This window comes from Roseateles sp. GW821-FHT02E12 (assembly GCF_059421665.1).
Map to the genome: position 1 here is coordinate 1327705 of NZ_JBWKVK010000002.1, position 20543 is coordinate 1348247.

Annotated in this window: 29 protein-coding genes; 9 read left to right on the forward strand and 20 right to left on the reverse strand. The window is 67.8% G+C overall.

Translation table 11 applies throughout. The features are described from left to right. The first annotated feature begins 87 nt into the window (after positions 1–87). Complete coding sequence (locus AC07V5_RS16870; RefSeq protein ID WP_495116829.1) at positions 88–963, forward strand: dienelactone hydrolase family protein; 876 nt, start codon at positions 88–90, stop codon at positions 961–963. Positions 964–967: 4 nt separating this feature from the next. On the opposite strand, the gene AC07V5_RS16875 is transcribed toward AC07V5_RS16870, so the two are convergent. The 12 genes from AC07V5_RS16875 to modB all read right to left on the reverse strand — a co-directional run bounded on the left by AC07V5_RS16875 (position 968) and on the right by modB (position 10336). Next, entirely contained in the window at positions 968–1567 is a 600-nt protein-coding gene (locus AC07V5_RS16875) for an RBBP9/YdeN family alpha/beta hydrolase (RefSeq protein WP_495116830.1), read from the reverse strand. 10 nt (positions 1568–1577) lie between these two features. Further along, entirely contained in the window at positions 1578–1796 is a 219-nt protein-coding gene (locus AC07V5_RS16880; protein ID WP_056197604.1) for a TOBE domain-containing protein, read from the reverse strand. A gap of 117 nt (positions 1797–1913) precedes the next feature. Then, the gene (locus tag AC07V5_RS16885; RefSeq protein WP_495116831.1) at positions 1914–2972 is read right to left on the reverse strand and encodes a sulfate/molybdate ABC transporter ATP-binding protein; all 1059 of its coding nucleotides are present in this window, start codon (positions 2970–2972) and stop codon (positions 1914–1916) included. Further along, positions 2972–3853, reverse strand: coding sequence for a sulfate ABC transporter permease subunit CysW (gene cysW, locus AC07V5_RS16890; RefSeq protein ID WP_495116832.1), 882 nt, complete (start codon positions 3851–3853; stop codon positions 2972–2974). Before cysW ends, AC07V5_RS16885 begins: the two co-directional genes overlap by 1 nt. After that, positions 3850–4689, reverse strand: coding sequence for a sulfate ABC transporter permease subunit CysT (cysT, locus tag AC07V5_RS16895; protein ID WP_495116833.1), 840 nt, complete (start codon positions 4687–4689; stop codon positions 3850–3852). The genes cysW and cysT overlap by 4 nt, the downstream gene beginning before the upstream one ends. Beyond that, a complete protein-coding gene (locus AC07V5_RS16900) occupies positions 4689–5708 on the reverse strand; it encodes a sulfate ABC transporter substrate-binding protein (RefSeq protein WP_495116834.1) in 1020 nt (339 codons plus the stop codon). The genes cysT and AC07V5_RS16900 overlap by 1 nt, the downstream gene beginning before the upstream one ends. A gap of 168 nt (positions 5709–5876) precedes the next feature. After that, entirely contained in the window at positions 5877–6668 is a 792-nt protein-coding gene (locus tag AC07V5_RS16905; protein ID WP_495116835.1) for a PEP-CTERM sorting domain-containing protein, read from the reverse strand. Between the two features lie 246 nt (positions 6669–6914). Beyond that, entirely contained in the window at positions 6915–7718 is an 804-nt protein-coding gene (locus AC07V5_RS16910; RefSeq protein ID WP_495116836.1) for a TOBE domain-containing protein, read from the reverse strand. Next, positions 7715–8167, reverse strand: a complete 453-nt coding sequence (locus tag AC07V5_RS16915) for a hypothetical protein (RefSeq protein WP_495116837.1) — start codon at positions 8165–8167, stop codon at positions 7715–7717. Before AC07V5_RS16915 ends, AC07V5_RS16910 begins: the two co-directional genes overlap by 4 nt. Further along, a complete protein-coding gene (locus AC07V5_RS16920; RefSeq protein ID WP_495116838.1) occupies positions 8164–8925 on the reverse strand; it encodes an ABC transporter ATP-binding protein in 762 nt (253 codons plus the stop codon). The genes AC07V5_RS16915 and AC07V5_RS16920 overlap by 4 nt, the downstream gene beginning before the upstream one ends. Further along, a complete protein-coding gene (modA, locus tag AC07V5_RS16925; protein ID WP_495116839.1) occupies positions 8922–9656 on the reverse strand; it encodes a molybdate ABC transporter substrate-binding protein in 735 nt (244 codons plus the stop codon). The genes AC07V5_RS16920 and modA overlap by 4 nt, the downstream gene beginning before the upstream one ends. Continuing rightward, positions 9653–10336, reverse strand: coding sequence for a molybdate ABC transporter permease subunit (gene modB / locus AC07V5_RS16930; RefSeq protein WP_495116840.1), 684 nt, complete (start codon positions 10334–10336; stop codon positions 9653–9655). Before modB ends, modA begins: the two co-directional genes overlap by 4 nt. An 84-nt stretch (positions 10337–10420) precedes the next feature. On the opposite strand from modB, the gene AC07V5_RS16935 reads away from it, so the two are divergent. Both AC07V5_RS16935 and AC07V5_RS16940 read left to right on the forward strand, forming a co-directional pair. Further along, positions 10421–11356 carry a VTT domain-containing protein gene (locus AC07V5_RS16935; RefSeq protein ID WP_495116841.1) on the forward strand — a complete coding sequence of 312 codons (936 nt, stop codon included), beginning with the start codon at positions 10421–10423 and terminating at the stop codon, positions 11354–11356. A 98-nt stretch (positions 11357–11454) separates the two neighbouring features. Next, a complete protein-coding gene (locus tag AC07V5_RS16940) occupies positions 11455–11631 on the forward strand; it encodes a hypothetical protein (protein ID WP_495116842.1) in 177 nt (58 codons plus the stop codon). A gap of 67 nt (positions 11632–11698) precedes the next feature. Here the strand turns inward: AC07V5_RS16940 and AC07V5_RS16945 are convergent, their stop codons facing one another. Then, a complete protein-coding gene (locus AC07V5_RS16945) occupies positions 11699–12334 on the reverse strand; it encodes a response regulator (RefSeq protein ID WP_495116843.1) in 636 nt (211 codons plus the stop codon). Positions 12335–12522: 188 nt separating this feature from the next. Between AC07V5_RS16945 and AC07V5_RS16950 the strand changes: the two genes are divergently transcribed. The 4 genes from AC07V5_RS16950 to AC07V5_RS16965 are packed head-to-tail and all read left to right on the forward strand — an operon-like array spanning position 12523 to position 14198. Continuing rightward, positions 12523–12789, forward strand: coding sequence for a hypothetical protein (locus AC07V5_RS16950; protein ID WP_495116844.1), 267 nt, complete (start codon positions 12523–12525; stop codon positions 12787–12789). 14 nt (positions 12790–12803) lie between these two features. After that, entirely contained in the window at positions 12804–13250 is a 447-nt protein-coding gene (locus tag AC07V5_RS16955; protein WP_495116845.1) for a BON domain-containing protein, read from the forward strand. Then, the gene (locus AC07V5_RS16960) at positions 13243–13779 is read left to right on the forward strand and encodes a ferritin-like domain-containing protein (protein WP_495116846.1); all 537 of its coding nucleotides are present in this window, start codon (positions 13243–13245) and stop codon (positions 13777–13779) included. Before AC07V5_RS16955 ends, AC07V5_RS16960 begins: the two co-directional genes overlap by 8 nt. 17 nt (positions 13780–13796) lie before the next feature. Beyond that, a complete protein-coding gene (locus AC07V5_RS16965; RefSeq protein WP_495116847.1) occupies positions 13797–14198 on the forward strand; it encodes a response regulator transcription factor in 402 nt (133 codons plus the stop codon). Positions 14199–14223: 25 nt separating this feature from the next. Here the strand turns inward: AC07V5_RS16965 and AC07V5_RS16970 are convergent, their stop codons facing one another. Beyond that, the gene (locus AC07V5_RS16970; RefSeq protein ID WP_495116848.1) at positions 14224–14718 is read right to left on the reverse strand and encodes a hypothetical protein; all 495 of its coding nucleotides are present in this window, start codon (positions 14716–14718) and stop codon (positions 14224–14226) included. Between the two features lie 227 nt (positions 14719–14945). Between AC07V5_RS16970 and AC07V5_RS16975 the strand changes: the two genes are divergently transcribed. Continuing rightward, entirely contained in the window at positions 14946–15566 is a 621-nt protein-coding gene (locus AC07V5_RS16975) for a BON domain-containing protein (RefSeq protein ID WP_495116849.1), read from the forward strand. Between the two features lie 114 nt (positions 15567–15680). Here AC07V5_RS16975 and AC07V5_RS16980 read toward each other — a convergent pair whose 3' ends face one another. Further along, complete coding sequence (locus AC07V5_RS16980; protein ID WP_495116850.1) at positions 15681–16229, reverse strand: hypothetical protein; 549 nt, start codon at positions 16227–16229, stop codon at positions 15681–15683. A 262-nt stretch (positions 16230–16491) separates the two neighbouring features. Between AC07V5_RS16980 and AC07V5_RS16985 the strand changes: the two genes are divergently transcribed. Further along, positions 16492–16689 (forward strand): hypothetical protein, encoded by a 198-nt coding sequence (locus AC07V5_RS16985; RefSeq protein WP_495116851.1) that lies wholly within the window; start codon positions 16492–16494, stop codon positions 16687–16689. 36 nt (positions 16690–16725) lie between these two features. Here AC07V5_RS16985 and AC07V5_RS16990 read toward each other — a convergent pair whose 3' ends face one another. From AC07V5_RS16990 to AC07V5_RS17010, 5 genes are read right to left on the reverse strand one after another with little or no spacing between them, the layout of a single operon-like run. Further along, positions 16726–17364, reverse strand: coding sequence for a hypothetical protein (locus AC07V5_RS16990; protein ID WP_495116852.1), 639 nt, complete (start codon positions 17362–17364; stop codon positions 16726–16728). 2 nt (positions 17365–17366) lie between these two features. Beyond that, complete coding sequence (locus AC07V5_RS16995; RefSeq protein ID WP_495116853.1) at positions 17367–19022, reverse strand: putative porin; 1656 nt, start codon at positions 19020–19022, stop codon at positions 17367–17369. A 20-nt stretch (positions 19023–19042) separates the two neighbouring features. Beyond that, on the reverse strand, positions 19043–19720 hold the full coding sequence (locus tag AC07V5_RS17000) for a TonB C-terminal domain-containing protein (protein ID WP_495116854.1): 678 nt from the start codon (positions 19718–19720) through the stop codon (positions 19043–19045). Between the two features lies 1 nt (position 19721). Beyond that, a complete protein-coding gene (locus AC07V5_RS17005) occupies positions 19722–20123 on the reverse strand; it encodes an ExbD/TolR family protein (RefSeq protein WP_495116855.1) in 402 nt (133 codons plus the stop codon). 4 nt (positions 20124–20127) lie between these two features. Further along, positions 20128–20541, reverse strand: coding sequence for an ExbD/TolR family protein (locus AC07V5_RS17010; protein WP_495116856.1), 414 nt, complete (start codon positions 20539–20541; stop codon positions 20128–20130). Positions 20542–20543 lie beyond the last annotated feature (2 nt).

Consider the following 20543-nt stretch of genomic DNA (forward strand, 5'->3'; position numbering starts at 1 on the left):
ACGATTCGCCATATCGTTATGCGATTCCTCGCAGTGCGGGGCGCCCGCACGACGCCTACAGTCACCACACCCTTCAGGAGCCCGTTCATGCATAAGCCCATTCCGCCCCAGGCCTGGCCCTTGTTCGACCGCTACGTGCACGGCGATCTCAGCCGCCGCGGCTTTCTAGAACAGGCCGCCACCTTTGCCGGCGGCCCAGCCGGCGCTGCTGCCTTGCTGGCCGCGCTGAGCCCCAATTTCGCCGCTGCCCAGCAGGTGAAGCCCGACGATGCGCGACTCGTCACGCGCCGCCAGGACTTCGATTCGCCCCAGGGCAATGGCAAGGTGCAGGGCTATCTGGCCAAGCCGGCCAATGTGTCGGGCAAGCTGCCGGCCGTGCTGGTGGTGCACGAGAACCGCGGCCTGAACCCGCATATCGAAGACATCGCCCGCCGCATCGCGCTGGCCGGCTACGTGGCTTACGCGCCGGATGCGCTGGCGCCGCTGGGCGGCTACCCGGGCGACGAGGACAAGGCGCGCGAACTCTTCGGCAAGCTGGACGCGGCCAAGGCGCGCGCCGACATCGTGGCCGGCGCGCGCGGCCTGCTGGCGCTGCCGGACGCCAACGGCAAGGTCGGCGTCGTCGGCTTCTGCTGGGGTGGGTCGCTGTCCAACCATGTTGCGACGCAGGTGCCCGAACTCGCTGTGGCCGTGCCCTTCTACGGCGGCGCGCCGGCGGCGGAAGACGTGCCGCGCATCAAGGCACGGCTGCTGCTGCATTACGCCGGCAATGATGAGCGCGTCAACGCCAGCTGGCCGGCCTACGAGGCCGCGCTGAAGGCGGCCGGCGTGCGCCATGAGCAGTTCGTCTACGCCGGCACCCAGCACGGCTTCAACAACGACACGACGCCGCGCTACGACGCGGCTGCAGCCCAACTCGCTTGGGACCGCACGCTGGCGGTCTTCAAGGCAACGCTGACTTGAGCAACTAGATCGCGAACGCCCATTCGCGGAACTCCGCGTGCCGAGGCCGCTGCTCGGCGGCCGCACGTGCGCGGGCTGCTTCGATCCAGCTCTTGGCGATCGGAAACGGCCCGAAGCCCGCCTCGGCATTGATGTGACCCACGGGGCCGAGGTTGCTGTAGCTCGAACCCCAACGGTGAGCCCAACGCGCGGCGCTGGCCGCGCTCATCCAGGGGTCCGTGCTGCTGGCAATCAGGCGCGAGCGCCGTGGCAGCCGGTGGTGGGGCAGGGACTCGGCGATGCCGAACTTGTCCGGCTCGGCCGGTGCCACGAACAAGGCCTCGCGGATGGGCGAGTCGGGATGGTCGGCCAGGTGGCGGGCCAGCGCCAGGCAGCCGAAGCTGTGAGCCACCGCCAGCCATTCGCCCTTTTCACCCGAGATCGCCGCAACTTCCAGCGTGCGCTGGATGCGCTCGGCCCAGCGCTCCAGCTCGGGTTTGCTCGGGTCGCGCTGTGTGACGCGCCGGGCATCGCGGTACTGGCCATGCAGCCAGGTCTGCCAGTGCGCCGGACCGCTGTCGTGCAGGCCCGGGATGATGAGAACGCGTGGAGGCTTGTAGCTCATGGCCGTGGCTTCACAGCGTCGCGATGGACACTTCGGTCGACTTGACGAGGGCCACGACCTCGCGGCCCACCTCCAGGCCCAGGTCCTTGACCGAGCGCGTCGTGATGACCGAGGTGACGATGTCGCCGTTGCGCGTGAGCACGTCGACCTCGGAGACGACCGGGCCTTCGATGATTTCCTTGATCGTGCCGCGGAACTGGTTGCGCACGTTGATGGCAGTGATGCTCATGAGAACTCCTGGAGAGGGAGTCTTGAGTGTGCTCAGTGCTGCAACGTTAGCGAACGAATGAAAACGCAGCAGCGCATGCACGGAGCGAGGAAGCGCTGAATGAGTTCAGCGCTTCCCTTAGATGCCAGCGCCGGCTTCGAACAGGCTGAGCCTGGCTGCGCTGAGCTTCACGCGCTGGCCGCCCTGCAGGCTCAGGGCCTCGGCCTGTTCGCGGGTCAGCTCGGCTTCCAGCGGCTGGCCATCCGGCCCGATCAGCTCGACCCGTGCACTTGCACCAAAGGACAGCACGCGCTCCACCGTGGCCGAGAGGCCCGGCGCCGAGACGTCGGTGAGGATCTGCAGCTCGTGCGGCCGGGCATAGGCCTGCACCTCGCCGTCGCCATGTGCGCCGTGGTGCGGCAGCTGGTGCTCGCCCATGTGCAGCACGCCGCCGCGCGAGTGGCCGACGAAGCGGTTGACCGCGCCGAGAAAGCCGTAGACGAAAGGCGTGGCCGGGCGCTCGTAGACCTCCTGCGGGGTGCCCACCTGCTCGACGCGGCCGTGGTCCATCAGCACGATGCGGTCAGCCACTTCGAGGGCTTCGTCCTGGTCGTGCGTGACGAAGATGCTGGTGATGTGCAGCTCGTCGTGCAGGCGGCGCAGCCAGCGGCGCAGTTCCTTGCGGACCTTGGCGTCCAGCGCGCCGAAGGGCTCGTCCAGCAGCAGCACGCGCGGCTCCACGGCCAGGGCGCGGGCCAAGGCGATGCGCTGGCGCTGGCCACCGGAGAGCTGGGGCGGGAAGCGGTCGCCCAGCCAGTCCAGCTGCACGAGCTTGAGCAGCTCGGTGACGCGCTTCTTGATCTCGGTCTCGTGCGGGCGCTGCTTCTTGGGCTTCACGCGCAGGCCGAAGGCGACGTTGTCGAACACGGTCATGTGGCGGAACAGCGCGTAATGCTGGAACACGAAGCCGACCTGGCGTTCGCGCACATGCGTGTCCGACGCGTCCTGGCCGTCCAGCAGCACACGGCCGCGGTCGGCCTGCTCCAGGCCGGCAATGATGCGCAGCAGCGTCGTCTTGCCGCAGCCCGAGGGGCCGAGCAGGGCGACGAGTTCGCCGCGCGGGAAGTCCAGCGACACGTCACCGAGGGCGGTGAAGTTGCCAAAACTCTTGTGGATGTTCTGAACCTGGATACCCATCACGCTTCCTTGGCCGACTGGCTGGCACGCCACTCGATGAATTGCTTGATCACCAGCGTCACCAGCGCAAGCAGCGCCAGCAACGATGCGACGGCGAAGGCGGCCGCGAACTGGTATTCGTTGTAGAGGATCTCGACGTGCAGCGGCAGCGTGTTGGTCAGGCCGCGGATGTGCCCGGAGACGACCGACACGGCACCGAACTCGCCCATGGCCCGCGCGTTGCACAGGATGACGCCGTACAGCAGGCCCCACTTGATGTTGGGCAGCGTGACACGGCGGAAGGTCTGCCAGCCGCTGGCGCCCAGCACGGTTGCCGCTTCTTCCTCGTCCTTGCCCTGGGCCTGCATCAGCGGGATCAGCTCACGCGCGACGAAGGGGAAGGTCACGAAGACGGTCGCGAGCACGATGCCGGGCACGGCGAAGATGATCTTCACGTCGTGTGCCTGCAGCCACGGGCCGAACCAGCCCTGGGCGCCGAAGATCAACACATACATCAGGCCGGCCACGACGGGCGAGACCGAGAACGGCAGGTCGATCAGCGTGATCAGCAGCTGCTTGCCGCGGAACTCGTGCTTGGCGATCAACCACGCCGCGCTGACGCCGAACACGAGGTTCAGCGGCACCGCGATGACGGCGGCGGTCAGCGTGAGCTGGATGGCTGAAAAGGTCTCGCTGTCGGCCAGCGACGAGAAGTAGAGCGCCCAGCCCTTGCGCAGTGCTTCCGTGAACACGGCCACCAGGGGCAGCAGCAGGAAGACGGCGAAGAAGGTCAGGCCCAGCGTCAGCAGCCCGAACCGCACCCACGTGGACTCGCGCGTTGCCGGGTTGTCCTGGTACTTGGCGCGAGCACGCGGCGGGGCAAAGTGTAGTGCGGTGCTCATTTCCTGCCTCCCCGGCGCGAACTCCAGGCCTGCAGGCCGTTGATGGCCAGCAGCAGCACGAAGCTGACGATCAGCATGACGGCCGCGATGGCGGTGGCGCCCACGTAGTCGTACTGCTCCAGCTTGGCGATGATCATCAGCGGCGTGATCTCGCTGACCATCGGGATGTTGCCGGCGATGAAGATCACCGAGCCGTACTCGCCGACGGCGCGCGCAAACGCCAGCGCGAAGCCGGTGAGCAGCGCGGGCATCAGCGTGGGCAGCACCACGTAGCGGAAGGTCGTCCATCGCTGGGCACCCAGCGACGCGGCGGCTTCTTCCAGCTCGGTCTCCATGTCTTCCAGCACCGGCTGCACCGTGCGGACGATGAAGGGCAGGCCGATGAAGATCAGCGCCAGCAGGATGCCCAGCGGCGTGAAGGCGATCTTGATGTCGTACTTGGCAAAGATGGAACCCACCCAGCCGTTGGGCGCGTACAGCGCCGTCAGCGCGATACCGGCCACGGCGGTGGGCAGGGCGAAGGGCAGGTCGATCAGCGCGTCGACCAGCTTCTTGCCGGGGAACTCATAGCGCACGATGCACCAGGCCAGGATGAGGCCGAAGAAGAGGTTGATGAGCGCGGCGATCAGCGAGGCGCCGAAGCTGAGCTTGTAGGAGGCCATCACGCGCGGCGCAGTGGCAGCGGCCCAGAAGGCGTCGAAGCCATGGCCTGACGACTTCAGGAAGACGGCGGCCAGCGGCACCAGTACGATCAGCGACAGGTAGAACAGCGTGAAGCCCAGCGTCGGCGCGAAGCCGGGCAGGACGCGGCGGCGCCCCGAGAAGACGAGAGCCATCAGCGCTTGATCCCCGCCATCACCTGGTCAAACGTGCCACCGTCAGCAAAGTGGGTCTTGCTGACCTTGGCCCAGCCGCCCAGCGTCTGGTCGACCGTGAAGAGCTTGATGTTGGCGAAGCGCTGCGCGTGCTTCTTGAAGATGGCCGGGTCGCGCGGGCGGAAGTTGTTCTTCGCGATGATTTCCTGGCCTTCCGCGCTCCAGTGGAAGTCGAGGTAGGCCTTGGCCAGCGCAGCCGTGCCCTTCTTGGCGTTGACCTTGTCGACCAGCGCCACGGGCGCGTCGGTCTCGATGGAGATGCTGGGGTTGACCTGCTCGAACTGGCCCTTGCCGAACTCGTTCTCGATCAATTCGACTTCAGCTTCGAAGGTGACGAGCACGTCGCCAATGCCGCGTTGCGTAAAGGTTGTGGTGGCACCGCGGCCGCCGCCGTCCAGCACGGGCACGTTGGTCAGGATCTTGGTGACCAGTTCCTTGGCCTGGGCGTCGCTGCCGCCGTTGGCGATGACGCTGCCCCAGATGGCCAGGTAGCTGTAGCGGCCGTTGCCGGTGACCTTGGGGTTGGGGATGATGACCTGCACGCCGGCACGGGCCAGGTCGCTCCAGTCCTTGATGCCCTTGGGGTTGCCCTTGCGGACGAGGAAGGTCATCGTCGACGAATAGGGGGCTGCGCCGTTGGGGAAGCGGCTGCGCCAGTCGGTCGACGTCAGCCCGGTGCTGGCGAGCTGGTCCACGTCGGTCGCCTGGTTCATCGTCACGACGTCGGCCTCCAGGCCGCCAATGACGGCGCCGATCTGCTTGCTGGAGCCGCCATGGCTCTGATTGATGACGACGGTCTGGCCCTTGGCCTTCTGCGCGGCGATGAACGCCGGGTTGATCTGCTTGTAGAGCTCGCGGGCCACGTCGTAGGAGACGTTCAGCAGCGTGGCGTCGTTGGCCAGGGCCGGCAGGCCGGACAAAGCTGAGGCCGAGGCAATCAGCGCCAGGACGGTACGGCGGGAGGGCAGGAAGAGGGGCATGGCGGGGCCGTCGAATGAACGAAGCCGCGAGAGTGCCAAACCTTGCTTATTCAGGGAACGATAGTTTTCCTATTTGTTTATTCGAATCTCAACTTTGAAGTGGCGGCGCCGTGCAGGCATGAAAAAAGGGAGCCGAAGCTCCCTTGCTGTTGCGTTTGCGGCGCTCGTTCAGGCGGCCGAGCGAGCCTTGCGGCGGCTCAGGCCGACACCGGCCAACGCAACGCCCAGCAGGCCCAGCGTGCCCGGCTCAGGCAGTTGGCCGACGTTGGCGGTTGCGAAATCGAACTCGCCGCCCAGCACGTAGCCGAGGTTCAGGCCGGTCTGCAGGTACTGGCCCGTCTTGCTGAACTGCTGCATCGAACCGCCGTTATCGACGAACCACAGCGTCTGGTCCAGGTGGTCCAGAGCCAGGCCGCCATTGGCTGTGGCGCTCAGATTGAAGCTGCCCAGTTGGGTGCCGCTCATGTCGTAGTGGCGCAGCACGTTGCTTTGGAAGCCCATGACCCACAGCGAGCTGTCGGTTTCGTCGTAGGTGATGCCGATAGTGGAGCGTCCCACGTTGAACAGCGAGGTCGCGCCGGCGAAGTTTCGGTCCGTGCGGATGACGTCACCGGTGCCATAGGAGACGGTGTAGTTGTAAGTGCCGTCGGTGGTCGAGTCGTCGGTGTCCTGGTAGCCGCCCACTTCTTCGGCGTAGTTCACGCCGGTGTAGGTGCCACCCAGGGTGTACTGCGCGCCGGCGCCGCAGTTGTTGCCGGCAGGGTTGGTACGCACGTCGTTGTAGACGTTGACCGACCATTCGCAGCCGTTCTGGGCGGCCCAGCTGTTCACGACGGCATTGCCTTGCACGACAGCGATGCGCTGCCCTTGGATGGAGGCGTAATAGCTACCAACCGGGCCAGCCAGGGCTGCGGAGCCGGCAATCAGCAGGGCGGCGGCGGACAGGAGTTTCTTCGTCATGGGGTGAACCTTGTTGGTTGTTGGTGTCATCCCTAAAACTAGGGGTGAGGCTTGGCATCAGCTACGCAAGTGCTGGGCCAGCCCCACCCCCTGATCCGGTGGTTCTCCTATGACGATGTGATGGTGCGGTGGCGCCCCCGTGCGAGGGGGGCGATGGCGCTGTCATGCAGCCCGACACGCCCGTTCGAGTGGGGTTGCGAGCTGTTCGTGAACTGGGTCACGCGCCGTTAGAGGAGCCTTGCTGGGCTAGCTGCGTACGGCGAGCATGACGGCATAGGCCTTGAAGCAGGCCGTGGCCGGCTGGCCCACGGCCAGGCCCAGGGCGTCGACCGCGTCATTGGTGACGCTGGCCGTGACCGTGGTGCCGCCCGGCAGCGTCAGGCCGACGAGGGATGACACGGCGCCGCGCTCGACGCGGGCGATGGTGCCGGCCAGCTGGTTGCGGGCGGAGAGCCGGTAACCGGCGAAGTCGCTGACCAGCACGATCTCCGACGCCTTGACGAGAGCCAGCGCATCCTGGCCGACGGCGACGCCCAGCTCCTCGGCGGCGGGGGTGGTCAGCGAGATGCTGATGTCCGGGTCGCCACCGGTCAGTGCCATGCGCACGAGGGTGGTGGACGGCCCCGGCTGCACGGCCTTGACCGTGCCGGTGAACTGGTTTCGGGCGGTGGTCTTCATGGCCATCCTCTTCAGCAGTGCGTCGAGCGCGGGTTGGGTTGTCAGCCAGTCGGCCTGCTCGCGCAGGAACGCGGTGTGGCGGGTTTGAAGCGTGCGCCAGGCGGCGAGCAAGGCCTGGCCTTCGGCCGTCAGGTGCGAGCCGCCGCCGCCATGGCCGCCGGTGGCGCGTTCCAGCAGCGGCGAGTGGGTCAGCAGCGCGGCGGCGTCCAGCACCAGCCAGGCGCCCTTGTAGCTGTAACCGGCCACGCGAGCAGCCTTTTGCAGCGAGCCGGTCAGGTCCAGCGCGGCGAGCAGGTCGAAGAAGCGAGCATCGAGCCGGCCGGCGAGACGCAGCTCGCCCTGCAGCAGTGGGTGGTCGCCGGTGTTGTTCAAGGTGAGACGAGCCGCAATGTGTCGAGCTGGCGCATCCAACGCGCCGGGCGTGCATCTGCCGGCACGACGAGACGCAGCGGGCCTTCGTCGGGCTTGAGGCCGTCCGTCACGAGAAAGACGCGCCGGCCGCCGAGGGCTGGGTCCAGCTCGGCCCAGGAGAAGGCCACGACATAGCCGTCCCGCGCGCCGGCCAGCAACACCTGGCGCAGCGCCGTGCCACGGATCTGCTGCGGCGGCTCGATGCCGGCGGCGCGCAGCACCTCGCGCAGGTCCACGCCGTTCACGTCGACCTTGTGCCCATGCGCCTCCGCCTTGACGGCTTCGCGCGGCAGCGCGGCGAGCTTGGCGGCGTCCAGTGTGACTTGGCTGCCGTCCAGGCGCTGCACCTGCAACTGGGCCTGGGCGGCCGAGCACAGCAGGGCGATACAGAGGGCGAGAAGGATCTTCATGTGAGTTGGGCGCGCAGCCAACCGCGGCGTTGTTCGTCTTCGGGCCGGGCCGGCGCAGGCTCCAGCAGCTCGCGGCTCTGGCCACCGTCGAGGTCGACCTCGCGCGTGACGCGGCCGCCGTCCACGAGGTAGGCGCGGTTGGCGAGTGCAGCGACGTCGTCCAGGTCGTGGGTGATCATGACGGCCGGGATGCCCCAGCGTTCACGCACGGCGCGCAGCTCTTCGCGCAGCTGCTGGCGCAGCATGGGGTGCAGGGCCGCGAAGGGCTCGTCCAGCAGCAGCACCTGCGGGTTGCTGGCCAGGGCCCGCGCCAGCGCCACGCGCTGCTGCTGGCCCCCGGAGAGCGTGGCCGGCCGGCTTCGCGCCATGGCGGTGAGGCCGAAGGATTCGATCAGCTCGTCCACCCGCGCTGCGTCGTCGGCCTTGAGGCGGCGGCGCCAGCTCGTCAGGCCGAAGGCGATGTTGTCGCGCACGCTGAGGTGGGGGAAGAGGGCGTAGTGCTGGAACAGATAGCCCACGCCGCGCTGCTCGGGGGGCAAGCTGATGCCGGCACCGGTGTCCAGCAGCGCGCGGCCATTGAGCCGTACATGGCCGGCGCGCACGGGCAGCAGCCCGGCCATGGCCTGCAGCGTCAGCGACTTGCCGGCGCCCGACGGGCCGTAAAGGGCGACGAAGGGCGCATCGGTGGCGAACGCGATGTCGAGGTCGAAGCGACGGCGGTTGTCGCTGACGGAGAGTTCCAGGCGAACGTCGATCAAGGTTTGCCGAAGCCGTACTTGGCCAGGATGGCTTGTGCCTCGTTGCCGCCAAGGAAGGTGACGAAGTCGCGCGCCAGCGCTGCCTGCTTGCTGTCCGCCACGACGGCGGCCGGGTAGGTGACGGGCGCGTGGCCGCCAACCGTCATGGCGATGCGCACCTTGCCCTGGGCCAGTTCGGCATCGGTGCGGTAGACGAAGCCGGCCTCGACCTCGCCGCGCGACACGTAGTCCAGCACCTGGCGCACGTTGTCGGCGAAGACGAACTTGGGCTGCAGGCCTGCCCAGAGCTGGGCGCTCTCCAGCGCCTGCTGGGTGTAGCGGCCCACGGGCACGGAGGCGACCTTGCCGATGGCGATGCGCTTCACATCGGGCTTGGGCAGGTCAGCCAAGGCATTGACCGTGCTGGCCGGCGGCGTGACCAGCACCAGCGTGTTGGCCGCGAAGTCGCGCCTTGTGTCTGCGGCAATCAGCTTTTGCTCCGCACCGCGGTTCATCGTGTCCTGGTCGGCGCTGGCGAAGACATCCACCGGCGCGCCCTGGACGATCTGCTGCAGCAGCACGCCCGACGCGGCGAAGTTGAAGCGCAGCGTGGCGCCGGGCTTGGCGGCCTCGAAGCGCGGGCCGATCTCCTTGAAGGCGTCGGTCAGGCTGGCGGCGGCCGAGACGGTGAGCTGCTGCGCCGAGGCGAACAAGGGCAAGGCAGCGCAGAGGGCAAGCAGGGAGCGTTTCATGGCGAGGGGCGTTGCAGATAGCGGTTGGACAGCACGAGCACGGCCACCGAGATGGCTGACACGATGAGCGCGAGGGCGAGAGCCAGGTCGTCGCGGCCGGCCTGGACGGCGTCGTAGATGGCCATGGAGGCGGTCTGCGTCTGGCCCGGGATGGAGCCGGCCACCATCAGCGAGGCACCGAACTCGCCCATCGCGCGGGCAAAAGCCAGCAGCGTGCCGGCCAGGATGCCGGGCCAGGCCAGCGGCAGCGTCACGCGCACGAAGGCGCTCCAGCGTGACTGGCGCAGCGTGCGGGCGGCGGCTTCGAGGTTGCGGTCCACCTGGGCGAAGGCGCTGCTGGCGCCCTTCAGCACCAGGGGCAGGGCCACCAGCGTGGACGCGATGACGGCGCCGTGCCAGTTGAAGATGACCGTGTAGTCGAAATGCTCGCGCAGCCAGCCGCCCAGGGCGCTGCGCCGGCCCATCAGCACGAGGATGCCGTAGCCCAGTACGGTGGGCGGCAGCACCAGCGGCAGCATGCAGACGGCCTCCAGCACGCCGCGGCCGGGCAGCCGGGTGCGGGCGAACACCCAGCCCAGCGCCACGCCGAGGATCAGCGCCAGCAGCGTGGCGACGAGGGCGACGCGCAGCGTCAGCGCCAGGGGCGCGGCGTCGAACTGGCTCCAGAGGTCGGCTGGCATGAGGTCGTAATGTACTCAACTACATCACGATGAGCCTGGGCCTACAGGGGAAAGACCTCCGCGGCTATGCTGATTGCCACTGCCATGGACCTGCTCACCGATCTCTTCTCCCGCCACGGCCTCATCGCCGTGGCGCTGGCCGTGCTGCTGGAGCAGCTCGGTGCGCCGCTGCCTTCCACGCCCGTGCTGCTGCTGGCCGGCGTGGAGTCGGCGCAGCGAGACGGCTTCGCGCTGCGGTCCTTCGCCGTCGCGACACTGGCGGCGATGGCGGCCAACGGTCTGTGGTTCTGGGCCGGCCGTCGCCTCGGGCGGCGCGTGCTGGCGGCGCTTTGCGTCATCTCCATCTCGCCGGACAGCTGCGTGCGGCAGAACGAGGCCAGCTTTGCGCGCCGGGGCGTGCTGACGCTGGTGATCGCCAAGTTCGTGCCGGGCCTGTCCATCCTGGCGCCGCCGCTGGCCGGCGCCTTGGGCATGTCGGCGCGTCGCTTCCTGGGCTGGAACCTGCTGGGGTCGGCGCTGTGGGCTGGTGTGGCCATCGCCATCGGCCGTGTCTTCCACGAGCAGATCGGCGTGGTGCTGCGCGCGCTCAGCAGCCTGGGCAGCGCCGCCGTGCTGCTGGCGCTGACGGCCGTTGCCGCCTACCTGGCCTGGCGGCTGTGGCGGCGCGCCGTTGTGCGCCGCGAGCTGAACCGCTTCGAGCGGCTAGGCCCGAGCGAGGTGGCCCAACTGCTGCTGCAGGGGCGGAACCTCGTTCTCGTCGACGTGCGGGCGGTGTCGCCGGAAATGCCGCTGGCCAGTCGCATCCCGGGCGCCCGCCACCTCGACCTCGGTGCGCTCGGCGACGCGGCGCTGGCCGACTGGCCCCTGGCCGGCGAGTTCATCACCTACTGCGCCTGCCCGAACGATGCCTCTGCCGTGCGGGCCGCCCAGTGGCTGAAACAGCAGGGCCGCCAGGCCCGGGTGCTGCGCGGCGGTATCGACGCTTGGACCCAGGCCGGCTTGGCGCTGGAAACGAGCTGAGGCGATCCGCTCCTGGGTGGTTGCGTCAAAACTAGTATTAACCCTATAATGGGGTATACCCTAGTGAACGACATGAGGGCCACGAGCCCCAAAACACCATGAGCCTGATCCAAAACCTCCTGCATTCCCTGCGCAGCGCGCTGACCGTCGACACCCAGTCCGGCGCCGAAGAGCGTTACCTGTCCGACGCCATCGACCACGCCGACCTGGAGCGCCGCATCGCCAGCCAGTCGCGCGCCGCCGTGTCCATGGCACCGCTGAACATCGGCCGCTGAGCCCAGCGCCAGCCGCAAGAAGTAACGGCCCCGTGAGGGGCCGTTGTCGTTTTCGCAGCCGCTGCGCCTACTGGATGAGCCCGTTCTTCAGCGCGTAGTAGGTCAGATCGCTGTTGGTTTCGAGCTTGATCTTCTCCAGCACCCGCGTGCGGTAGGTGCTGACGGTCTTCACGCTGAGGAACATGGCCTTGGCCATGTCGCCCACCGTCTCGCCCTTGGCCAGGCGCAGGAAAACCTGCAACTCGCGCTCGGACAGCGACTCGTGCAGTGGCCGGTCGCTCCCACCGCCGGCCACGCCGTCGGCCAGCAGTTCGGCCACGGCCGGGCTGATGTAGCGCCGCCCACGCGCCACCGTGCGGATCGCGTTGGCGATCTCCTCGGGGTCGCATTCCTTGTTCAGATAGCCGCTGGCGCCCTGGCGCAGCAACGTCGTGGCGTAGTGCGTCTCCGGGAAGCCGCTCAGGATGAGCACGGGCAGGTCGGGGAAGCGCGTCTTGATGGCCGACAGCGCGTCCACTCCGCTTTGGCCGGGCATGGAGATGTCCATCAACATCACGTCCACGTCGCCGCCGCGCGCAAGCTCGAGCGCATCGCGCCCATTGCCTGCTTCGCCGGTGACGCGAAGGTCGACGTTTTCGCTGAGGAACTGCCGCAGGCCGGAACGCACGATGGCGTGGTCGTCAACGATGCCGATGCGAATCATGTTGCACTCCGAATCAATTGAGGGGAATGCGTAAAGCCTAGCAACGCCGCGTTGGTTTAGCGATCAGCGCTGTCCTACACGGCGCACGTCCTGTCCTACGGCGGCTCAAGGGGCCGGCCGGCATCGCAGGCGATCGGTTTTCTGCAAAGTTTGCTCATGCGGCCATGTCGGCCGTTACGGAGTGAGCGATGAAAGCCCTGACCGACTCCCTGGCCCGTTTCGCACCGCCGCTTTGGCTGACTTCAGCCTTGGCCGCGTTGCTCGGCGCCGCGTTGCTGGTGGCCTTCGTCGACACCCTGCGGGAGAACGTTCGCCGCGGCGAGGAAATGCGCCAGTGGCAGCGAGTCGGCATCGTCCGACAAACGATAGGCACGGTGGCCACCGCCGCGCCGCGAGCCCAGGCAACACAGTTGGGGGCATCGCTCTCGCAGATCTCCCCGAGCTTCCAACGATGACGAAAGGACGCAACATGAACCGCAACACTCACTTCCGCGCGCCGCTGATTGGCGTGCTGGCCCTGGCCGCAGCCCTGGCGGGTTGCAACAAGCAGCAGGATGAACGTACCGCCGGCCAGAAGCTGGATGGCGCCATCGCCGAAGCCAAGCAGGCCGGCGCCGAGGCCAAGGCCGAAGCCGGCCAAGCCATGGACAAGGCCGAGAACAAGCTCAAGAACGCCACCGCAGCGGCGTCCGACGCCGTCAGCGACGCGACCATCGTCACCAAGATCAATGCGGCGCTGATGGCCGACGACCGCCTCAAGGCCACCAAGATCGACGTCAAGGCCGAGGACGGCCGCGTGACGCTGACCGGCACGGCGCCCGACGCCGGCTCTCAAGCCCGCGCGACGACGCTGGCCGCCGCGGTGAATGGTGTCCGCTCGGTGGACAACCAGCTCGTGGTGGCGCGCAATGGCTGACCAGCAACTCTCTCTCCAGCTGGATGAGGCCGGCCTGGAGGCAGCGCGCACGCATCTGGACGAAGGTGCCGTCACGCCGGCCTACGGGCCCTGGCGCGACGACATCGTCAAGCTGCTCAACGGCGCGCTGGCCACCGAGCTGGTCTGCGTGCTGCGCTACCGCCGCCATCACTTCACGGCCGACGGCCTGGAGTCGCCGAGCATCGCCGAGGAATTCCTCGTCCATGCCAACGCGGAACTGGGCCACGCCGACCGGCTGGCCCAGCGCATCGTGCAGCTCGGCGGCGAGCCGGACTTCAACCCGGTGGGCCTGCTGGACCGCGGTCACGCGGACTACGACGACGTGGGCGACCTCAAGGCCATGATCAAGTCCAATCTCATCGCCGAGCGCGTGGCGGTGGAGAGCTACCGGCAGATGATCGGCCTCGTCGGCGACAAGGACTCCACCACCCGGCGCCTGCTGGAGGACATCCTGGCCGATGAGGAAGAGCACGCCGATGAGCTCAAGGACTGGATGGCACGGGCTTGAACCGGCCTGGAACCGACATGCCCCAGCTGCGCGCCTTCATCGTCGAGAACAGCCCGGTCATCCGGGAGAACCTCGCGGGGGCGCTTGAAGAGCTGTCCCATGTCGAAGTCATCGGCAGCGCGGCCGACGAAGCCTCGGCCGTTCATTGGATGAGCCGTGGCTCGTCCGCCCAGGTCGACGTCGTCATCGTCGACGTCTTCCTGAACTCCGGCACCGGCCTGGGCGTGCTGCGTGCCGCCCAGCGCCTGGGCGTGGTTGCGCGCCGCATCGTGCTGACCAACTACGCCACCGACGACATGCGCCGCCGCTGCCTGAGCCTCGGCGCCGAGCGCGTCTTCGACAAGTGCCGCCAGCTCGAAGAACTGTTCAGCTACTGCGCCGGTCTTGCCGGCCGGCCCTTGCTGCCTTTACCGCTGTGATCCAGCGGCTTGGCTTCTTTGCCACTTACCAGCTGGCTGAATAGCTGAGCATGACGCGCCGCGCCTGCGGGCGCAGCGTCAGCCGGCTCTGCGCAGACAGCTGGTACGAGAAAGCACCGCGCAGCCCTGCCAGGCCTTCGCTCTTGGGCTTTTCGAACGACATGCGTGATGCCCAGCCGCTGTCGCGTTGCCAGACCGGTGTTTCGACGCCGCCGCTCAGTTTGGGCGAAATGTCGTAGCTGACCCCCGCCCACAGCGCCTCGCGCACGGCGGCCTGCGGGCCGAGCTGCGCAGGGGAGCGCTGCTGCTGCTCCAGGCCGAGCTGGTAACGCCAGCGCGAGCGCTCGCGCTGGCTGCTCAACCATTGCGGATCGCGCCAGTTCAGGTCGGGGTCGGGCGATGCGCTCAGGCTGGCGGTTTGGCCCGCTAGCGTGGCACCGCCTGAAGCGGTCAAGCCCTGCGCGTGGGCGCCCGAGGCCATCGACAGGCCGAGAAGCGGCAAGAGCAGGTGGGACTTCATGGCAGCACCGCTGGAGGGGTTGATGAAGCGGATGTTGGCTGGACGCCGGCGCCTGCCGTGTCGGCCTGATCCGGTAGTGCCTATCGGACAAGCGGAGGGCGACTTGCGCGCGTCGGCGCCGTGGCGTGCGGTCCTACAGCCGGCACGTGCGCCGGCCGATGGGCCGTGGGGTGGCTGCCGAGCAGACTTGCTGCACAGGGGCCTGCCAGGCCCATCAGGAGGCCGCCATGAGATCAGCCGCCAACAACCGTGCCGATGACTGGCGCGACAGTCTTCCGCCTTACGGCCAAACCGCCGAGCCGCCCGTCCCTACGGCGGCACCGGTCGTCGTTGAACATCGTCGGCGTTCTCGCGCCGGCGGCTGGTTCGTCGCCCTGGGCGTTGGCGCGGCCATGACGGCGCTGGCGGTGTTCAGCCTGCAAGACCCGCGCAGCCTGGGCACGCAGCTGGACGATACCGTCGGCCGTGTGCGCGGGGTGGGCAGCGATGTCGGCCAGACGGTCAGCAATTCGCAGAACGCCGCCGTCGAGGCCTCGCACCAGGCGCTGAACGGTGTCACCACGGCCATCGACGACAGTGCCATCAGCCTGAAGGTGAAAACGGCGCTGGCCGCCGACCCGGCCTTGAGTGCGGCCCGCATCGAGGTGGCCACCTCACAAGGCATCGTGCGCCTGGACGGCCCCGCGCCAGACGCGGCCGCCAAGCAGCGCGCCACCGTGCTGGCTGGCGCGCCCCAGGGCGTTCGTGGCGTGGACAACCGGCTGAGCCTGCCGCAGCCCGGCAACGTCGTCGCCGTGGCTGAGGGCGTGCCCCGCACCCAAACCGAACCGCCAGCCGCACCGCGCTGACATCTCACGGTTGCCGCAAAAGCAACGCCGGCCCATCCAAGGATGGGCCGGCGTTCTATTTGGTTCTCTCGGGTGCTCTGTTGCCCGCTGCCTCAGGCAGCGGGCAGTCCTCCATTACTGGAAGTAGCGTGCCTTGGCGCCGGCCTGGCAGCTGTTCTTGGCATCGCCGGCCAGCGCGTCGCAGCGCTCGTTGGCGACCTTGTAATCGGCCTTGAGCTTGGTTTCCATCGCGTCGGACTGCGCCTCGGCAACGGCCTTGTTCGCCTTCAGATCGGCCTTGGCCTTGTCGTGCTCGGCCTTGGCCTCGGCGACGCAGACATCCTTGGCATTGCCAGTCTTGTCATCGCACATTTCCTTGGCGAACTTGTAGCGCGCCTCGTAGCGCGACTCCAGGTAATCGTTGCGGTCCTTGACCTTGCCGGTGTACTGGTACTCGAGGTTGGCGAGAGCGACCTTTTCCTGGCCCTTGGCGCGTTCGGCGCACACGTCCTTGGCGTTGCCCGCCAACGAGCTGCACTTGTCGCGCTCGCCCTTGAACATGGCCTTCACTTCATCCTTGGCCGCCGTGTAGACCGGCTTGGTGAGGGTGGCCGAGGCCGTGCCGACCAGACCGATCAGCGCGAGTGCGCACAGCAGGCGAGAGGTGCGGATTTGTTTCGTCATGAGAATCTCCTTTGACTTGATGGGTGGTGCCCTCGGTCCAAAGGAGCGAGGGAGATGCCACGTTGGTCAGCTTAGGAAATTCGGCATCGCGGCCCTGTCGGCGCCAGGGCCTGGGCAAAGTCGGACAACACCGCGCGTGATTCGCTTGGCAGCAAGCTTTGTCGGATCAGCTGGGGAACCAAAATTCCAACGGACCTGCACGTCAGGCGGTTGAACCTTCATATTTCAACGCGCAAACTGGCTTTTCGACGTAGGAGCCGTCATGCAAGTCGATCTCAATTCGCTGTTGCACCATCCCATCTTTCGGCCACGCGATGTCGTGGGTCGAATCCAGCAACCAGCCGAAACGAGCTCTCCAGAGGCTCAGGCGCCGGTGCCCTGGCCTGGCGTCGAAATCCCGGTACCGGACGTCGTCGCATGGGAAGACACCGAGATTGATGTGCGCCGCATCGTGCTCTAAGGAGCTCGAGCCTCACGATCGAGTCCAGGGTCCCGTTCAGCGGATGATCCGACGCGCCTCCAGTTCGGTGCGGAGCTTCTCGGCCTGGTCTTCAAAACGCACGGTGGTCAGGCCAAGCACTGGGTCCTGCAGCAGCGCTGTGTCCGGTGTCGGGCGCCCCTGCCAGCGCTTCACGAGATCCTGGCCCAGCGTGTAAAGCTGGTGGTTCTTGGCCTCGGCGTCGGCCAGGGCCTGGGTGCTGCGCTCGAGCAACTGGGTGAGAGCCTGGTTGGTCTGCAGGCGTGAAGCACTCTCCTGTCGGGCGACCAGCAGTTGCTGCTGCAGCGCCTGTTCTCGTTCGCCGGCCTTGGCGGCGGCGTCCTGCTGGGCCTGATCGGACTGCCGGGCCGCCAGCAGCTGCGCGCGCAGCGTCTCCAGTTCGGCTTCTCGAGCCTTGAGCCTGGTGGCGCTGCCGGCGATCTGGGCCTTGGCGCTTGAGGCCTCCTTGTGCGCTGCCGCCGCATCAGCCTCGGCCTTGGCCTTGTCGGCCTGCAGGGCGGACTGCTGCTCCTGTGCGGTGCGCAGTGCGGTCTGGGCGCGGCGCAGGGCCTCGCGTTCCTTGGTGGCCTTGGCGTCCTGGGCCTGTGCGCCCAGCGCCAGCAAGGCGGCGAAGAAGAGGGTGGCAAAGCGTTTCATCATCAGAACCTCACGTTGAGATCCATCTGGAACACATCGATGCGCAGCGGCGCGCTGCTCAGGTTGCCGCTGAGCGAGGTCGGGTCGCCGGGTACGGCGAGGAAGCGCACGCCGTCGTCGAGGTTGCGCGTGCTGGTCCAGCGGGCGCCCAGCCAGAAGCCGCGGTCCAGGCCGTAGTTGCCGCCGATGCTCCAGCCCTTGTAGTTGGTTCCGCCGAGGTGCCAGGTGGTGTCGGTGAAGCCGTCCACCCAGGCATCGCGTTCAACCAGGCGCAGCGCTGCGAAGGCCTGCCAGTCGCCGCGGCGTGCAAGCTTGGGCGTGCCCACCTGCAGCCGGCCCTGCAGGGCCAGCGTCTTCTCGCGCAGGTCGGGCAGTGCCACACCGGCGCGGGTCTCGATGTCCTTGCGGTCGAAGCCGGTGTTCTTGATGTAGTCCAGCGTGAAGCCGACCGGCACGGGCAGCACGCTGTCCAGCTGCAGGCCCAGCGTCAGGTTGACGGGGCGAAAGCGCGAGGCCAGGCCCCAGGTCGGCGCGGCCGTGCTGGTGGGGTCGTTCAGGTTGATCAGCGTGTTGCCCTTCAGGCGCAAGCCGGCTGCGTACTGGGAGGCGAAGTAGTTCGTCGCGCCATTGCGCGGGCCGCTGGGCGGCGGGTTGGCCTCGCGCTGGCCTTCCATGCGGTGAAACTCATAGGCCGCCAGGCCTGCCTTGAACTGCACGCCGCGCGCCAGGTCGATCTCACCACCCACCTGTGCGCCAACCAGCCATTTGTCGCGCGTGCTGAGGTTGAGTTCCTCCAGCGGGAAGACGCCGGCCGTCGCGAACAGCGAGCGCTGCGGCGTGAAGGCATGGCTGAGCTTGGCGGCCACGCCGTCGAAGGCGATGTCGTCGGGCCAGGCCAGGTCGGTGCTGTAGAAGGGGTTGGGCAGGCGGCCGAAGTCGGCGGAGATGCCGTTGCTGAACAACGGCGGCTGCCAGCGGATGTAGGCGCGATCCAGCCCCAGCGTGTAGCGGTTGAAGTCGTTGCCCAGCGTTTGCGACGTGGACGTGGCGCTGTTGCCGGTGCTGCCGGTGGCCAGGCGCACGCTGGCCAGCACCTGGTCGCTGAGCTTGGCGTCTACCTCCAGCCGGCCACGCAGCGTCATGCGCTGGCGGTCGGTCGTGGTGTTCGTCAGGTCGGGGGCCCAGGCGGGCGAGGCGGTCTGGGCGCGGTAGACCTCGGCGGGCACGTTGTGGTCGTCGAAGAACTCGGCTTGAGCGCGCGCGCGCAGGTCACCGCTGATGCGGATGCGGCCCACCCAGTCCGGCAGCGCGTCGGGCTGGCCCCAGCGTTCGCCCTTGGCCTGGGCCAGCACCTCGGCCTTGATCTCGTCGCGCATCTGCTGGCGCACGGTCTCGGGCACGTAGGGGATGCGCAGCACCTTGGGTGCCGAGGCGTCGGCCTGCGGCTGTGGCGCTGGCGTTGTGGCCGCGGTCTGGGCCTGCCGGAGGATGGCCTCGGCCTTGTCGCGCGTCAGCAGGCCTTGTGCCACGAGGGCGTCGATGAGGGCTTGCGTCGTCGCGCGCAGGCGGGCGATCTCCTCCTTGTCGGCAGTCTGCGCTTGCACAGGCAGCGCGGAGGCGATGAGGCTGACGAGCAGCAGGGTGCGGATGGGCTTCATGGGATGGGAGGGAATCGGAATCAGGCTTGGGGCCGCACGCTCAGGCGAAAGCGCATCGGCTGGGACAGCGCCAGGGCCGGTGGCGGCGGCAGCTTGTAGAGGCGGCGGGTTTCGTCGAGCGCGGCACGCAGCGCGTTGTCATTGGCGTCATTGCCGCTGGGAGACAGCTCGAAGCGCTGGATGCCGCCATCGCCCGTCAGCCAGACGGCGAAGGTCGCGGTCAGCGTCTCGGCGTCCGACTTCAGATGCTTCTCGATCTCGCCTTGCAGCAACTGGCGCGCGGTGTTGGCATAGAAGCGCTCCTGGGCGCGGTCGGCCACCGTGCCCACGGGGCCGGCGCTGCCGCCCGTCGTTGGTGCTCCGCCGGCATAGTCCTTGGCGACGCTGCCGGTCGCGAAGGCGCTGGGGCCGTCTCCGGCCGCGCCTTCCATCTTGATCGTCTCGGCGGCCTTGGGCGCTTCCGCCTGCTTGATCTGCTCCTCGCGCATCACCTGCTTGGGCTCGTCCTTCGGAGGCTCGGGCTTCTTCTCCTCCTTGGGTGGAGGCGGCGGGGGCGGCGGCGTGTCCGGCAGGATGGAGATCTTGGCGACCTGGCGCTTGGGCGAGTCGGGCTTGATGTTCTTCACGGCCCACCACACGGTCAGGCCGAGCAGCAGGCAGGCAGTGGCGACGAGGATCTTGACGTGTGCGGCCTTCATGTCAGCTCCCGATGCGGCTCGTCACCAGGCCCATGTTGACCTGCAGCTTGTTGCACAGGTCGATGACGGCGATGACGCTGGCGTACTGCGTGCGCGCATCGCCCTTGATGGCCACGGACATCTGCGCGTCGCGCGCCTTGGCCGCCCCCAGCTGCGCCTCCAACTCGATCAGGCTCACGCCCACGCCGTTGAGCAGCACGCCGCCGTCGGGCATCACCTGCACGATCTTCAGCTCGTGCTTCTCGGTGCTGGGCTTGTTGCTGGGCTTGGGCATGCTGATGTTCAGGCCCTGCACCGAGGCCGTCGTCATCAGGATGAAGACGACGAGCAGCACATAGGCCAGGTCCAGCATCGGCGTCACGTTGATGCTGTCGTAGGGCTTGGCGTCCTGGTTCACCTGCATGACATCAACCCCCTTCCGCGCGCTTGGTGACGAGGCCGATCTCGGTGATGTCCAGCTTCTTGGCCACCTCCAGCACCTGCATCACCTTCTCGTACTGCGCGGCCGCGTCGGCCTTCAGCACCACCGGCAACGCCGGGTTGGCCGACTTGTACTGGGCCAGGCTCGTGCGCAGCTGCTCCATGTCGACCGGGTAGGCGTCCAGGAACACGCCGCCGTCCGCGGTGATCGTGATCGCGCGCGTCTGCGGCTTGGCGAGGTTGTTCGCCGCCCGCGTCGTGGGCGAGTTCACCTTCACGCCCTGCACGGAGGCGGTGGTCAGGATGATGAAGACGACGAGCAGCACGTAGGCCAGGTCCAGCATCGGCGTGACGTTGATGTCGTCGTAGAGCTGGTTGTCGCCCTTGATGTCGGCAGACATGG